Source organism: Actinomadura sp. NAK00032 (assembly GCF_013364275.1).
Taxonomy (GTDB): Bacteria; Actinomycetota; Actinomycetes; order Streptosporangiales; family Streptosporangiaceae; genus Spirillospora.
This window is the reverse complement of record NZ_CP054932.1, coordinates 2,147,670-2,161,322: the sequence shown is the minus strand read 5'-3', so window position 1 is coordinate 2,161,322 and position 13,653 is coordinate 2,147,670. Positions and strand designations below refer to the sequence as shown.

At 74.2% G+C, this 13,653-nt stretch carries 15 protein-coding genes; 5 read left to right on the top strand and 10 right to left on the bottom strand.

The annotated features are described in order from the left end of the window. Positions 1-12: 12 nt before the first annotated feature. Positions 13-660, bottom strand: coding sequence for a DUF6758 family protein (locus HUT06_RS10115; protein ID WP_176195483.1), 648 nt, complete (start codon positions 658-660; stop codon positions 13-15). A gap of 83 nt (positions 661-743) precedes the next feature. Between HUT06_RS10115 and HUT06_RS10110 the strand changes: the two genes are divergently transcribed. Beyond that, positions 744-1,133, top strand: coding sequence for an NUDIX hydrolase (locus HUT06_RS10110; protein WP_176195482.1), 390 nt, complete (start codon positions 744-746; stop codon positions 1,131-1,133). Between the two features lies 1 nt (position 1,134). Here the strand turns inward: HUT06_RS10110 and HUT06_RS10105 are convergent, their stop codons facing one another. Further along, a complete protein-coding gene (locus HUT06_RS10105) occupies positions 1,135-2,451 on the bottom strand; it encodes a CPBP family intramembrane glutamic endopeptidase (protein ID WP_176195481.1) in 1,317 nt (438 codons plus the stop codon). A 54-nt stretch (positions 2,452-2,505) separates the two neighbouring features. Beyond that, positions 2,506-3,444 carry a CoA ester lyase gene (locus HUT06_RS10100; protein WP_176195480.1) on the bottom strand — a complete coding sequence of 313 codons (939 nt, stop codon included), beginning with the start codon at positions 3,442-3,444 and terminating at the stop codon, positions 2,506-2,508. A 39-nt stretch (positions 3,445-3,483) separates the two neighbouring features. On the opposite strand from HUT06_RS10100, the gene HUT06_RS10095 reads away from it, so the two are divergent. After that, positions 3,484-3,984 (top strand): hypothetical protein, encoded by a 501-nt coding sequence (locus HUT06_RS10095; RefSeq protein ID WP_176195479.1) that lies wholly within the window; start codon positions 3,484-3,486, stop codon positions 3,982-3,984. Between the two features lie 19 nt (positions 3,985-4,003). On the opposite strand, the gene HUT06_RS10090 is transcribed toward HUT06_RS10095, so the two are convergent. Next, complete coding sequence (locus HUT06_RS10090; RefSeq protein WP_176195478.1) at positions 4,004-4,894, bottom strand: RNA polymerase sigma-70 factor; 891 nt, start codon at positions 4,892-4,894, stop codon at positions 4,004-4,006. A gap of 123 nt (positions 4,895-5,017) precedes the next feature. Between HUT06_RS10090 and HUT06_RS10085 the strand changes: the two genes are divergently transcribed. Both HUT06_RS10085 and HUT06_RS10080 read left to right on the top strand, forming a co-directional pair. Continuing rightward, on the top strand, positions 5,018-6,316 hold the full coding sequence (locus tag HUT06_RS10085; RefSeq protein WP_176195477.1) for a CBS domain-containing protein: 1,299 nt from the start codon (positions 5,018-5,020) through the stop codon (positions 6,314-6,316). Further along, positions 6,316-6,810 carry a DUF1003 domain-containing protein gene (locus tag HUT06_RS10080; RefSeq protein WP_176201269.1) on the top strand — a complete coding sequence of 165 codons (495 nt, stop codon included), beginning with the start codon at positions 6,316-6,318 and terminating at the stop codon, positions 6,808-6,810. Before HUT06_RS10085 ends, HUT06_RS10080 begins: the two co-directional genes overlap by 1 nt. Here HUT06_RS10080 and HUT06_RS10075 read toward each other — a convergent pair. Then, complete coding sequence (locus tag HUT06_RS10075; RefSeq protein WP_254715087.1) at positions 6,776-7,270, bottom strand: MarR family winged helix-turn-helix transcriptional regulator; 495 nt, start codon at positions 7,268-7,270, stop codon at positions 6,776-6,778. The genes HUT06_RS10080 and HUT06_RS10075 overlap by 35 nt on opposite strands. Before the next feature lie 110 nt (positions 7,271-7,380). Here HUT06_RS10075 and HUT06_RS10070 point away from each other — a divergent pair, with 110 nt between their 5' ends. Next, positions 7,381-8,520: an Mrp/NBP35 family ATP-binding protein gene (locus HUT06_RS10070; RefSeq protein WP_176195475.1), complete on the top strand. Its 1,140-nt coding sequence runs from the start codon at positions 7,381-7,383 to the stop codon at positions 8,518-8,520. 167 nt (positions 8,521-8,687) lie between these two features. Here HUT06_RS10070 and HUT06_RS10065 read toward each other — a convergent pair whose 3' ends face one another. From HUT06_RS10065 to sigE, 5 genes are all read right to left on the bottom strand, one after another. Beyond that, complete coding sequence (locus HUT06_RS10065; RefSeq protein ID WP_176195474.1) at positions 8,688-9,041, bottom strand: sec-independent translocase; 354 nt, start codon at positions 9,039-9,041, stop codon at positions 8,688-8,690. A 98-nt stretch (positions 9,042-9,139) separates the two neighbouring features. Then, positions 9,140-10,906 carry a S1C family serine protease gene (locus tag HUT06_RS10060; RefSeq protein ID WP_176195473.1) on the bottom strand — a complete coding sequence of 589 codons (1,767 nt, stop codon included), beginning with the start codon at positions 10,904-10,906 and terminating at the stop codon, positions 9,140-9,142. A gap of 102 nt (positions 10,907-11,008) precedes the next feature. Then, a complete protein-coding gene (locus tag HUT06_RS10055; RefSeq protein WP_176195472.1) occupies positions 11,009-12,139 on the bottom strand; it encodes a sigma-E factor regulatory protein RseB domain-containing protein in 1,131 nt (376 codons plus the stop codon). Next, positions 12,136-12,747, bottom strand: coding sequence for an anti-sigma factor (locus HUT06_RS44455; RefSeq protein ID WP_176195471.1), 612 nt, complete (start codon positions 12,745-12,747; stop codon positions 12,136-12,138). Before HUT06_RS44455 ends, HUT06_RS10055 begins: the two co-directional genes overlap by 4 nt. A gap of 64 nt (positions 12,748-12,811) precedes the next feature. After that, the gene (gene sigE / locus HUT06_RS10045; protein ID WP_254715086.1) at positions 12,812-13,543 is read right to left on the bottom strand and encodes an RNA polymerase sigma factor SigE; all 732 of its coding nucleotides are present in this window, start codon (positions 13,541-13,543) and stop codon (positions 12,812-12,814) included. Between the last annotated feature and the right edge of the window lie 110 nt (positions 13,544-13,653).

Sequence of the window (13,653 nt, the reverse complement as noted above, 5' to 3'; positions counted from 1 at the left end):
AGCCCGCCCGCATCAGTCGTCGAGCCGGGGGCTGTAGGCGCCGTAGGGGAGGTCGATCTCCATCCCCGGTTCGCGCAGGTCGAGGAGGTTCTGGCTCTCCAGCATCAGGACGCCCGCGTCGGCGGGCCACAGCACCGCCCACAGCCAGTTCCCCATCGCCTCTCCGGCGTAGACGGCCCGGTCGGGGCGGTCGCCGACCGCCCACATGGGCACCGACCGGCCGCACGTCGCGGCGGGGCCGCTGACGTCCAGCTTCACGTGCGGCGGGCTCCCGTTGAACGCCTCGCCGGGATCGGAGCCCGCCAGCCCCGCGTAGTGGGCGCCGAGCCCGATGCCGGGCTCCTCGGCGATCAGCACCATGTCGGCGGGGCCGCGCAGCAGCCCCGGCCCGGACACGGCGACGGCCGTCGCGCGCGCGCCGGAGCGGTCGTCGCCGACCGTGGCGAATCCCGTGACGAGCCAGGCCGGCGGAAGGGGCCAGGGCGTCCAGACCGGGACCCGCGCGTCGCGCAGCACGGCGGCCAGCCCGTCCGGGCCGGGGCGCCGGGACGGCTGCCGCGGCAGCACGGCGCCGTGCACACCGCAGCTCCAGTCGCTCGACCAGAGGCCCGGCGCGCTCAGCGGACCCGCGCAGCGCGGGCACATGGGCTCCGCCCTCATGGATACCCACACTGCGCGGCGGCGTCCCGCCCCGTCAAGTCGCCGCAGGTCGCCACCGGGAAAAGGGGGGACAAAATGGAGCCATGAGAACACGGTGCGTGGGCGGGATCGTGCGCGACGGCGACGGGCGGCTGCTGCTGGTGCGGCGCGGGCGTCCGCCCGGCGCGGGGCTGTGGTCCATTCCGGGCGGGCGGGTCGAGCCCGGCGAGGACGACCCGGCCGCGGTCGCGCGCGAACTGAGGGAGGAGACCGGCCTGGACGTCGCCGTGGGCGCCCTCGCCGGGACGGTCGAGCGCCCCGGGCCCGCGGGCGTCGTCTTCGAGATCCACGACTACGCGGCCACCGTCACGGGCGGGACGCTCCGCGCGGGCGACGACGCCGACGACGTGGCCTGGGTGCGTCCGGACGACCTCGCCGGTCTCCCGGTCACGCCGGGGCTGCTCGACGCGCTGGCGGAGTGGGGCGTCCTCTGAACTACGGCACCGGCAGCGGCTCGGGCCGCGGCGTGGTCGGGACCTCGTCCTCCCCCGTGCGCTTCTGCACCCGCATGCGCCGCGCCAGCAGCACCACCACCGCCGCGTAGAGCGCGATGGGGATGACGTCCGCCAGGACGACCTGCCAGGGCACGCTGCCCTGCTCCATGTCGAGCTTCCCGACCGCCGCCGGGAGGAGGAACGCCATCAGGTTGTTGAACACGTGCAGGGCGATGCCGGCCTCCAGACCGCCCGTCCGCACCGTCATCCACCCCGCGATCGCGCCGAACAGGAAGATGTCGGCGATGCCCCAGCTCGTGTAGCCGTGCCCGGCCGTGAACAGCGCGGACCCCAGCACGATGCCGGGCCAGGGAGTGCGGAACACCGCGCTGAACGCCCGCCCCACCGGGCCCCTGGCGTTCTCCAGCGTGCACGCGCCCACGGCCTGGAGCAGCCAGCCGCGGAACACGTACTCCTCCGCCGCCGCCTGGAACGGCACCAGCAGGACGATCAGGACCGCCGGGAGCAGGAACTCGCCCCAGCCGACCCAGTGCTCGTCGCCGCCGGACTGGTCGTCCAGCGCGATCCCCGCCACGATCGACGTCCCGTAGGACACGACGCAGAACGCGATCGCCAGGCCGCAGCACAGCAGCATCCAGCGCCACCGCAGCCGTCCCGCGACCGATGACAGGGTGCCGGGCCGCCGCCGCTGGATCAGCCACGCCGCCCCGAAGACCACGGGCAGGAACAGGGCGAGCGCCGCCAGGTTGTACACGACGTCGGCGGTGGTGTTGCCGAAGATCGAGTCGGTGCCGTCCGCGGTGGGCTCGGTGACCTCTCCGGTCGCCACCGCCTTGACGACCATCCCGGCGATCACCAGCCCGAGCATGCCGGCCATCCCCACCAGGAGGATCGCGATGCTGCCCGCCAGCGGGCGCCACCACTGGTGCACCTCGTTCCGGGCGGCCTGGTGGTACGGCCTGCCGGGCGGCAGGGACACCGTCCACGACCGCTTGGCGGGGGGCATGCCGTACGCGGGCCCGTAGTACGCGCCGGGCCCGTACGCCCCGTATGGCGGGGCCGGGTACTGGCCGGTTCCGTACGCCTGGCCCCAGCCGTCCGGCTGCGCCGGCGCCCCGGGCCAGTAGGGCATGCCGGGCGCGTACCCCTGGGCGCCGCCGGCCTCGTACGGCCGCTGCTGTGCCTGTTGCGGGGGCTGCGCCGGGACGGGCGGCTCCGGCGCGACGGGGTCGGGGGCAGGGCCTGGAGGGGCGGGGTCCAGGGGTGCCCAGCCGTTGGTCTCCCCAGGTTCTGACAACGCTCGACCCCTCCCGTTGACTTTCGCGTACGTGTGGACGAATCGTACGGGGCGTCAGTTCCCGGCGGGGTCGAAGCGCTTCGTGCGGGCCAGCCCGGCGGCGCGTCCCTTGGCGGCGATGACGAGCGCCATCTTCCGGGACGCCTCGTCGATCATCTCGTCGCCGAGCCGGGCCGCGCCCCGGCCCTCGCCCAGCGCGTGGTCGTAGGCGTCGAGGATCAGTTCGGCGTGGTCGTAGTCGTCCTGCGCCGGGGAGAACACCGCGTTCCCGGCGTCGATCTGCGACGGGTGCAGCACCCACTTGCCGTCGAAGCCGAGCGCGGCCGAGCGCCGCGCGACCCGCGTGAACGCGTCCACGTCGCGGACGTTGAAGTAGGGGCCGTCGATGGCCTGGAGGTCGTGGGCGCGGGCGGCGATCAGGATCCGCATGAGGATGTGGTGGTAGGCGTCGCCCTCGGTGTAGCCGGGCGGCTGCTCCCCCACCACGAGCGTCTTCATGTTGAGGGACGCCATGAGGTCGCCGGGCCCGAGGACGAGGGTCTCCAGCCGCGGCGAGGACGCGGCGATCGCGTCGATGTGCGTCAGGCCGCGGGCGTCCTCGATCTGCGCCTCGATGCCGATGCCGCCCGCCGGCAGGCCGGTGGCCCGCTCGATCTGGGTGAGCAGCCGGTCGAGCCACTGGACGTGGGTCGCGTCCGACACCTTCGGCAGCATGATCGCGTCGAGGTGGGCGCCGGCGCCCTCGACGACCTCGATCACGTCCCGGTAGGCCCACGGGGTGTCGAGGTCGTTGACGCGCACCACCCGGGTCTTGCCGGACCAGTCGCCGCCGGTGAGCGCGGCGACGACGGTCGAGCGGGCGTCCTGCTTGGCCGACGGCGCGACGGCGTCCTCCAGGTCGAGGAAGATCTCGTCGGCGGGCAGCCCCTGCGCCTTCTCGATGAAGCGGGGATTGCTGCCCGGGACGGCGAGGGTGGTACGGCGAGAGCGCATGGCCCGGATGCTATCCAGCGGGTGTGAGACCCTTCCGGCATGGGTCTGAACAGGGCGCTGGTGGAGGAGGCGGCCAAGAAGTCCGGGCTGCTGTGGCTCGACCTGCCCGGCCTGCCGCAGCCGCGGGCCGCCTGGCACGTGTGGCACGACGGCTCCGCCTACGTGCTGACCGGCGGCGAGGGCGAGCAGCCGCTGCCGGGCCTGCCGGAGGCCGACCGGGTCACGGTGATCCTGCGCAGCAAGGACAAGGGCGGCCGGCTGGTCTCGTTCACCGCCGACGCCGAGGTCGTCGAGCCCGGCACCGAGCTGTGGGACGCCGTGACGCCGGTCATCGCCAAGGAGCGCCTGAACGCCCGCACCCACGAGGGCCAGGTGGAGACGTGGGCGACCGAGTCGTGGATCGTCCGGCTGACCCCCGTCGAGGAGGTCGAGACGGCGGCGGACGGGTACGCGGCGGTGCGGCCGGTGCCGACCCCGGCGACGACCGCCGGCCCGCCGCCGCGCATGGTCGGCGGCAAGCGCCGCCGGATCGACCGCTGACGGGCGCCGAGCCCCGCGGTCACATCTCCAGCCGGCGGCCCTCCGCGAGGGCGCGCAGCTTGTCCGGGTTGGCGACCAGGTGGATGGCCTGGATCCGGCCGTCGGCGTCGACGTCGGCGGTGAACGCGCTGATCGGGCCGGCCGGGCCGGACACGACGACCGCGGGCTCGCCGTTCAGCTCGACCCGGTCGAACCGCATGTCCGCGGGCTCGATGCCCTGGTAGCTCTGCTGGGAGACCGCGCCGAAGAAGCGGCCGACCTTCTCCGCGCCGAAGATGACCCGGCGCGGGGCGCGGACCTTGCCGCCGCCGTCCGACCACAGCGCGACGTCCGGGGCGAGGACCTCCATGAAGCGGTTGATGTCGCCGCCGATCACCGCGTCGAAGAACCGCTCGGTCACGGCGCGCCGGTCGGGGCCACCGGCCTCGAAGCGGGGCCGCCGGGCCTGCACGTGCTTGCGGGCGCGGGTCCCGAGCTGCCGCACGGACGCCTCCGACCGGTCCAGCGCCCGCGCGATCTCCGCGTACGGGTAGCCGAAGACCTCCTTGAGGACGAAGACGGCCCGCTCCAGGGGGCTCAGCGTCTCCAGGACGACCAGCATCGCCATCGACACCGACTCCGCCAGCTCGGCGTCCTCGGCGACGTCCGGCGACGTCAGCATCGGCTCCGGCAGCCACGGCCCGACATAGGTCTCGCGGCGGGCCTGCGCGGAGCGGAGCCGGTCCAGCGCCACGTTGGTGGTGATCCGGACGAGGTAGGCCTTCGGGTCGGCCACGTCGGAGCGGTCCGCGGCGGACCAGCGCAGCCAGGCGTCCTGCACGGCGTCCTCGGCGTCGGCGGCCGTGCCCAGCATCCGGTACGCCACCGCGAACAGCAGGCTGCGGTGCTCCACGAAAGCGTCGCTCATCATCGTCAACTCTTTCACGTCGGCTAGGACGGGACGAGAGCCCGAGATGTGACACTCCTCGCCGTAAGCGTCCGGTGTGCGTCCCGAGTCCGGATCGACCGGGCGATCATGGGTAGTGTCCTGCCCATGAGTGCGGCTCCGACGCGGGTGTTCATCGCCCGGCTCGCGGGCATCGCGGTGTTCGACCCGGCCGGGGACCAGGTCGGCCGGGTCCGCGATGTGGTGGTCGCGCTGCGGCTGGCGCCGCGGCCGCCGCGGGTGCTCGGGCTGGTGGTGGAGGTCGCGCCGCGGCGGACGGTGTTCCTGCCGATCACCCGGGTGACGGTGATCGAGGCGGACGCGATCATCTTCGACGGCCGGCTGAACATGCGCCGGTTCCAGAAGCGCGAGTCGGAGACCCTGGCCATCGCCGAGATGCTGGACCGCACCGTCCGGTTCTGCGACTCCGGCGAGCCGGTCTCCGTGGTGGACGTGGCGATGGAGCCCACCCGCACCCGCGACTGGCTGGTCGCCAAGGTCGCCGTCCGCCGCCGCACCGGCCGCGGCCTGCGCAAGCGCGGGGAGAGCCTGATCGTCGACTGGGACGCCGTGGAGGGGTTCTCCGCCGTCGAGCACGGGCAGGGCGCCGCCGGGCTGATCGCCGCGTTCGAGCGGATGAAGCCCGCCGACCTCGCCAACATCGTGCACGAGCTGCCGCCGAAGCGGCGCGCGGAGGTCGCGGTCGCGCTGGACGACGAGCGGCTCGCCGACGTCCTGGAGGAGCTGCCCGAGGACGACCAGGTCGAGATCCTCGGCGACCTCGGCGTGGAGCGGGCCGCCGACGTGCTGGAGGCGATGGGGCCCGACGACGCGGCGGACCTGCTCGGCGAGCTGCCCGCCGAGCAGCGGGAGCGGCTGCTGACGCTGATGGAGCCGCAGGACGCGGCGCCGGTGCGGCGGCTGCTCACCTACCCCGACGAGTCGGCCGGCGGGCTGATGACCAGCGACCCGGTGATCGTCCCGCCGGACGCGACGGTCGCCGAGGCGCTCGCGCTGATCCGCCGCCCCGACCTGAACCCGGCGCTGGCCGCGCAGGTGTACGTGTGCCGGCCGCCGACCGCGACGCCGACCGGCCAGTACCTCGGCACCGTGCACTTCCAGAAGCTGCTGCGCGAGCCGCCGCCGACGCTGGTCAGCGGGATCGTGGACGCCGAGCTCGACCCGCTGCGCCCCACGATGTCGCTGGAGGCCGTCGCGATGTTCCTGGCCACCTACAACCTCGTCGCCGGCGCCGTCGTGGACGAGAACGGGCACCTGCTCGGCGCGGTGACGATCGACGACGTCCTCGACCACCTGCTGCCCGAGGACTGGCGCGAGAGCGTGATGGACGCCGCCGCCGAGGGGTCCGCCGACCCCGAGGAAGAGGCACTCCGGGGGACCACATGATGACGACACGGCCGATGACCGGGCGCCTGGACCAGCCGCGGGAGGTGCGCCGCACGCTGCTGCCGCGGATCCACTACGACCCCGAGTCGTTCGGGCGGCTGTCGGAGCGGATCGCCCGGTTCCTCGGCACGGCCCGGTTCCTGGTCTACATGACCGTCTTCGTCACCGTCTGGATCGTGTGGAACCTGCTCGCGCCGTCCGCGCTGAAGTTCGACCCGTACCCGTTCATCTTCCTGACGCTGATGCTGTCGCTGCAGGCGTCCTACGCGGCGCCGCTGATCCTGCTCGCCCAGAACCGGCAGGACGACCGGGACCGCGTCCAGTACGAGCAGGACCGGGCCCGCGGCGACCGCGGCATCGCCGACACCGAGTACCTGACGCGGGAGATCGCCGGGCTGCGGGTCGCGCTGAACGAGGTCGTCACCCGCGACTTCCTGCGCTCGGAGCTCCAGCAGATCCTCAAGGAGATGGACGCCAAGGAGAAGGTCCGCTAGCCGCCCGGGCGGGGACCTGCTCGTCGGCGAGCTTGCCGAGGATGTCCTCCAGGGTGCGCAGGTCGGGCTCGTCCAGCCGGCTGAGCAGGTAGTCGCGGACGCCCTGCCGGTAGGTGGGGGTGGCGTCGGCGAGCCGGTCGCGCCCGGCGGCGGTGAGGACGGCGAACAGGCCGCGGGCGTCGTCGGCGCAGGACTGCCGCACCACCAGCCCGTCGCGCTGCATCCGGTCGACCAGCCGGGTCAGGCCGCTGCGCGACAGCAGCACGCGGTCGGCGAGGTCGTTCATCCGCAGCCGCCCGTCCGGCGCCTCGCCGAGGTGCAGGAGCACGTCGTAGGAGGCGAGGGCGAGGCCGTGGCGGGCCAGCAGGTCGGCCTGGAGGCGGCGGGAGATCCGCGCCTGGGCCCGCAGCATGGTCCGCCAGACGGCCGGCTCGGCGGCCGGGAGGGTTCCGGTGGTCACCGCACCGATGTTACGGCCGGTGAGGCCCCCGCGCGATGGAGACGCACCCGGCGTGTGAGGACGGACACCCTGATTAACGGAACGGGCCCCGGGGTTCATACCATGGACGCATGGCCTCCCAGTTGACGACCGAGCGGGTGACCGAGGCTCTCGCCACGGTGAACGATCCTGAGATCCACAAGCCCATCACCGAGCTCGACATGGTCAAGAGCGTCGACATCGAGGCGGACGGCACGGTCCGCGTCGGCGTCTACCTGACCGTGGCCGGATGTCCGATGAAGGACACCATCACCAAACGCGTCACGGAGGCCGTCACCCGTCTCGACGGGGTCACCTCGGTCCAGGTCGAGCTGGACGTGATGAGCGAGGAGCAGCGCAAGGACCTGCAGACCAAGCTGCGCGGCGGGCAGCCCGCCAAGGAGATCCCCTTCGCCAAGCCGAACTCGCTGACCAAGGTGTACGCGGTCGCGAGCGGCAAGGGCGGCGTCGGCAAGTCGTCGGTGACGGTGAACCTCGCCGCCGCGCTGGCCGCGCAGGGCCGCAAGGTCGGGGTCGTGGACGCCGACATCTACGGCCACTCGGTGCCGCGGATGCTGGGCGTGGACACCCCGCCCACCAAGGTCGAAGACATGATCATGCCGCCGTCCGCGCACGCCGTGAAGGTGATCTCGGTCGGCATGTTCACCGCCGGGAACCAGCCGGTCGTGTGGCGCGGGCCGATGCTGCACCGGGCGCTCCAGCAGTTCCTCGCGGACGTCTACTGGGGCGACCTCGACATCCTGCTGATGGACCTGCCGCCCGGCACCGGCGACATCGCGATCTCCGTCGCGCAGCTGCTGCCGTCCGCGGAGATCCTCGTCGTCACCACCCCGCAGCAGGCCGCCGCCGAGGTCGCCGAGCGGGCCGGCGCGATCGCCGCGCAGACGCACCAGCAGGTCGTCGGCGTGATCGAGAACATGTCCTACCTGGCGTGCCCGCACTGCGGCGAGCAGCAGCACATCTTCGGCGAGGGCGGCGGCCAGACGGTCGCGGACGCCCTCACCCAGACCCTCGGGACCCGCGTCCCGCTGCTCGGCCAGGTGCAGATCGACCCGCGCCTGCGCGAGGGCGGCGACAACGGCACCCCGCTCGTCCTCTCCGACCCGGACGCCGGCGCCGCCAAGGAACTCCGCACCATCGCCGACAAACTGGCCGGCCGCAGCCGAGGCCTAGCCGGAATGTCCCTGGGCATCAGCCCCAAGGGTAGGTAAAGCACGAAGCCCAACCGACACAACACGGGTCGGGCGGCCGGAGGGCGCCCTAGCGCCCGGAGGCCGCCCGACCCGCCGGACGAGAGGCTGTTTCCCGAGACGCGCCAGCGGCTCGGGAAACAGCCTCTCGTCCGCTGACGGGGGTTCCAGGGGGTCGCCCCCCTGGGCTAAGTCGCTTCAGGGTCAAAGGGGGGGCGTTCGCCTGCTGGGAGGGCGCCGGTCGTCGTCGCGTAGGACGGGTCGTCGTCGAAGAGGCCGGTGCCGTTGGCGGTCGGGGTGCCGTCCTCGTCCTCGAACAGGTGCTTGCGGACGAACGTCTTCGGGTTCAGGTCGTTGATGTCGAAGTCCTTGAACTCCGGCCCGAGCCCCTCCTGCAGATCGGCCTTGGCGCTGTCGGCCATCTGCCGGAACTGCCGGAGCATGCGGCCGGCCTGCCCGGCGACCTGCGGCAGTTTGTCCCCGAAGATGACCAGGGCGAGGACGACGAGCACCGCCATCTCACCGAGTCCGACGTCGAACAACCCGTCCTCCACAAGCCGTCAGGGGCCGGTCCGCGCGGACCGGCCCCATCAGCGTATCCCGAGACCGGACGAACCGGACCTCTGCCTCTGACGGCGCGCTACTCGGCGCCGAGGGTCACCTGGACGTTGGCCTCCTTGCCGCCGCGCTCGTAGGTGACGGTGATCCGGTCGCCGGGGGCCCGGCTGCGGATCTGCGCGATCAGGTCGGTGGCGTCCTCGATCGGCCGGCCGTCGACCTTGGTGATCACGTCGCCGGGCTTAAGCCCCGCCTTGTCCGCCGGACCGCCCTTGATCACCGGGTTCTGCCCGTTGACCTGCTGGGTCATGATCCGCGCGCCGCCGTCCTGGTAGCGCGGGTCCGGGAACACGCCGAGCTTGGCCTGGCGGACGGAGCCGGTGCGGATGATCTCCTCGGCGATCCGCTTGCCCTGGTTGATCGGGATCGCGAAGCCGAGGCCGATGTTGCCGCTCGGGGTCTCCCCGCCGAGCGTCTGGCCGCCGAGCGTCGCGATCGCGGTGTTGATGCCGATCACGCGGCCCTTGCCGTCCACCAGCGGGCCGCCGGAGTTGCCGGGGTTGATCGCCGCGTCGGTCTGGATCGCGTTCAGGTAGGACGCGTCGCCGCCGCCCTCGCCCTGCGTGGGCACGGCCCGGTTCAGCGAGCTGACGATGCCGGTGGTGACCGAGCCCTGCAGGCCGAGCGGCGAGCCGATCGCGATCACCGGGTCGCCGACGGCGATCTTGCTGGAGTCGCCGAGCGGCAGCGGCGGCAGCGAGTGCTGCCCCTCCGGCTTGAGGACGGCGACGTCCGAGCTCGAGTCGGCGCCCTTGACGGTCGCGGGCAGCGTCTTCTTGTCGTTGAACACGATCTGGATCTGCCCGCCGCCCGCGCCGGCGACGACGTGGTTGTTGGTGACGACGTAGCCGCCGTTCACGATGAAGCCGGTGCCGCCGACCTCGCCCTGCGCGGACCGCACGCGGATCATCACGACGCTCGGCAGCACCCGCTGCGCGACGCCGGCGACCGAGTCCGGCGGGCGGGCCTGCACCTTGCCGTCGCTGCTGTTGCTGCCGCCGAGGCTCACCGAGCCGCCGTCGTCGCCGTTGGTGGCGATGACGCCGATCCCGGCGCCGAGCGCGCCCGCCACCAGCGCGACGATCAGCGCGACGACGGCGAGCAGCCCGAGGCCGGGGCCGCCGCGCGAGGACGGCGGCATCGCGGGCACCGGCGCCCAGTTGGGGCCGGTGCCGCCGGGCGGCATCCCGTAGCCCGCCATCGGGCGCGGGCCGGGCCCGCCGGGCGGCGGGCCCATCGGCGCGGGCGGCGGCGCCAGCGGCGGCCGGCCGTCCGCGGGCGGCGGCGGGCCCTGGTGGGACTGCTGCGGCCAGCCGCCGTACGGGCCGCCCTGCGCGGCGCGCGGGTCCTGGTTGTGGGGGACGAACCCGGGCCGCGGCCGGTCGTCCTCCACGGGGCCCTTGTCGAGCGCGACGGGCGGCGGGGGCTGCGGCATGTCCCGCGGCGGGACGTCCTGCAGCGGCACCTCCTGCGGCGCCATGCCGGCCGGCCCGCCGCCGGCGAGCACGTCCTCGCTGGTGTCCGGCGGGGCGACGAGCGAGTCCGGGGGCGCGAAGCCCCCGGCCACCAGCCGGTCGCCCTCGATGCCGGGCTCGCGGCCGGGCTCGGTGTCGGCGGCCGGCACGTCGTCGGCCGGCTCGGCGTCGTCCGCCGGCGCCTCCAGGGGGATCTCCTGGTCGGTCACCGTCTCGGGAGGAGCCGCCGCCTCCTGCCGCTCAGGCTCCTGGCCGGAGGCGACCTCGTCGTCCTCCGCCGCCGCCCTGACCGGCCCGCGGTTGTCTTCCGTCATCCCCATCTCTCCTACCGAGCATGGTCCTCGTCATCCGTGCTCATGCTGCCCCGAAAGGCATGTGGCGAGCATAAGACCTATCAGGCGCGCGCTCATCCCGGGTCAGCCGAAGGGATTCGCCGCCGACACAAGGCGCCGGGTGCCCCGCGACAGCCGCTTCCAGAACGTGTCGGCGCCGCCGCGCGGCATGTTGACGGCGACGGCCTCCGCCGTGCTCTGCGGCGCGTCGGTGAGCACGGTGTAGACGTACCCCTTCCCGGCGGACACGGCCCAGCGCCGCAGCGCCTCGCGGCGGTACACCGTCCGGCCCCGGCGGACGGTCTTCTGCCAGCCGGACATCCCGCTCTCGTCCAGCGCGCCGCGCTGCACGAACACCGAGACGGCGGCGAGACCGTCGGAGTAGCTGAGGTGGACGGACCCGCCGTCCTTCTCGCGGCGCACGTCGAAGAGGGTGAGCCGGCCGGGCAGGTCGGCCGGGACAGGCCAGCCGCGGTCGCGGAGCCCCGCGATCCCGGGGGCGTCCATGGGCTCGCCCCACGCGTCCGCTGCGGCCTCCTCGGGGGCGTCGCCCGCGCTAGACCCGGGGAAGCGCAGCAGCCCGCCCCGGGGCGTCGCCCGCACGGGCGGCTCCGGCGGCGGCATCGTGAAGCTGATCTCGGTGAACCCCGTGACGACCACCGGGCGCCCGGTCGCGTCGATCAGCTCGCGGTGCAGCATCAGCCCGGTCTCGCGGTCGATCCAGAAGCGCCCGGCCGGGGTGCCGTCCGGGCGGCGGGCCTCGACGACGCGGGCCCGGCGGCCGCAGACCATCCCGTCCGCCGCCCGCACCACCGAGTAGTTGCGGGTGAGCAGCGCCAGGGTCTCCGGGCTGAAGCCGGTGCTGTCGCCGGCGGCGGACTCGGGCCGGTGGCCGGTCCCGGAGCCGGCCGCGGACCGGTACCGGATGCCCTCGCCGGGCCGGTGCGCGACGGTGACGCGGGACGTGGCGGACCGGCTGCGGTTCCACGTGGTGAGGAAGCGGCTGCCCTCGTACGGGACGCGGCGGGCGGCGTCGGCGGCGGCGCGCAGCAGCCCCACGGCGCCCGGGTCGCTGCGGACGCGGCGCGCGGCGGCCGGGTCGCCGGACAGCAGCACGGCGAGGGCGAGCGCCCCCGCGAGCCCGCCGGCCAGGGCCGCGCAGCGCCTGCCCCGCCCGGTGCCGCCCCCCGTGCGGGTCGCGGCCGGCGCGGTCACGGCCCCGGGGAGACCTGGACCTGGTAGACCGGGTCGGTGAGCGGGTCGGTCATCGGCGCGTCGCCGGAGGTCAGCGCGTGCTCGACGGCGAACCGGTCGAACGCGGGCGTGACGGCGGGCTGGTCCTGCTCGCCGCCGGCGATGTAGGAGGCGGTGCCCAGGCCGAGGAAGAGCGTGGCGGCGCCGACGACCAGGTAGCGGCGCCGGGGGTGCACCTGGACGGCGGTGGCGCGGCCGGGCGGGCGGGTGTCGCGCGGGCGCCCGGCGGGGGACGTCCGGGACGGGCGGGCCGGTGATCGCAGCGGCCGGGCCGGACGCGCGGGCGGTGCCTCGGCGGCGGGCCGCCCCGGCGGCTCGGCCGGCGGGGGACCGGCGGGCGCCGGCATGGCGCGCAGCCGGTTCAGGAAGTCGGGGGTCGGCAGGTCGTCGGCGCCGGCCGCGGCGGGGCCGGCGGACAGCCCCCGCAGCCGCCGCTTGACCTTGCGCAGCTCGGCGACCTCGTCCCGGCACTGGGCGCATCCGGCGAGGTGGGACAGGACGCGGTCGCGCTCCTCATGCCCCAGCTCCTCGTCGACCAGAGCGGTCAGACGCTCCCCCAGACAACTCACGCCGCCTCCGTCGATTCCGTTCGATCAGGCGCGCGGTCCCGCCCCGCGCGCGATAAGTACGGCTTTACGCCCCGTCCGGCAGCGCCTGCGCGGCCGCCGCGTGCGCGCCCCCCGGCGCCTCGCCGGCCGCGGCGGTGCGCGCCTCGGCGGCCGCCTGGTAGTCGTTCCTCGTGCCGGGCCGGCGCCGCGTCGGCGCGCGGTGCTCCAGCGCCGCGCGCAGCTGCGCCCGCCCCCGGTGGATGCGGCTGCGGACGGTCCCGAGCTTGACGCCGAGCGTGGCCGAGATCTCCTCGTAGGACAGCCCCTCGATGTCGCACAGCACCACGGCCGCGCGGTACTCGGGGGCCAGCGCGTCGAGGGCGGCCTGGACGTCGGCGTCGAAGTTGGTGTCGTCGAACGCCTGCGCCGGGGTCGGCTCGCGGCCCTGGAGGCGTTCGGCGGCGTCGTCGGCGAGCCCCTCGAAGCGGATGCGCTGGCGGCGCCGCGCCATGTCGAGGAACAGGTTCGTGGTGATGCGGTGCAGCCAGCCTTCGAACGTGCCCGGCGTGTAGTTCGACAGCGAACGGAACACGCGGACGAAGACCTCCTGGGTGAGGTCCTCGGCGTCGTGCTGGTTACCGGTCAGCCGGTAGGCGAGCCGGTAGACGCGGGCCGAGTGCTCGCGGACGACCTCGTCCCAGGACGGCGGCGCCCACTCGGCCTCGGGGGCGTTCTCTCGAGTGCGAGCGGCGTTCCCAAGCCCCTGCCTGGCGCCGACCCCCACAGCGCTTCTGAAACTGAGTGCTGCGACTCCCATGGTGCCGGGCTGTTCCTCTCTCGTGAGCCAAGGTTCTCGCCTTGGAACGGCACGGTCTCGCCTGGGCTGGGGCGGTTGCTGAACCAACTGCTGAGTGCTCGTGACTTACT

Excerpts from the sequence above, each read along its gene's own strand:
- HUT06_RS10095 (WP_176195479.1), top strand. The coding sequence starts at position 3,484 with ATGGGTCTGAACAGGGCGCTGGTGGAGGAGGCGGCCAAGAAGTCCGGG.
- HUT06_RS10090 (WP_176195478.1), bottom strand. The coding sequence starts at position 4,894 with ATGATGAGCGACGCTTTCGTGGAGCACCGCAGCCTGCTGTTCGCGGTG.
- HUT06_RS10060 (WP_176195473.1), bottom strand. The coding sequence starts at position 10,906 with ATGACGGAAGACAACCGCGGGCCGGTCAGGGCGGCGGCGGAGGACGAC.
- HUT06_RS10085 (WP_176195477.1), top strand. The coding sequence starts at position 5,018 with ATGAGTGCGGCTCCGACGCGGGTGTTCATCGCCCGGCTCGCGGGCATC.
- HUT06_RS10070 (WP_176195475.1), top strand. The coding sequence starts at position 7,381 with ATGGCCTCCCAGTTGACGACCGAGCGGGTGACCGAGGCTCTCGCCACG.
- HUT06_RS10115 (WP_176195483.1), bottom strand. The coding sequence starts at position 660 with ATGAGGGCGGAGCCCATGTGCCCGCGCTGCGCGGGTCCGCTGAGCGCG.
- HUT06_RS10100 (WP_176195480.1), bottom strand. The coding sequence starts at position 3,444 with ATGCGCTCTCGCCGTACCACCCTCGCCGTCCCGGGCAGCAATCCCCGC.
- sigE (WP_254715086.1), bottom strand. The coding sequence starts at position 13,543 with ATGGGAGTCGCAGCACTCAGTTTCAGAAGCGCTGTGGGGGTCGGCGCC.
- HUT06_RS10110 (WP_176195482.1), top strand. The coding sequence starts at position 744 with ATGAGAACACGGTGCGTGGGCGGGATCGTGCGCGACGGCGACGGGCGG.
- HUT06_RS10080 (WP_176201269.1), top strand. The coding sequence starts at position 6,316 with ATGACGACACGGCCGATGACCGGGCGCCTGGACCAGCCGCGGGAGGTG.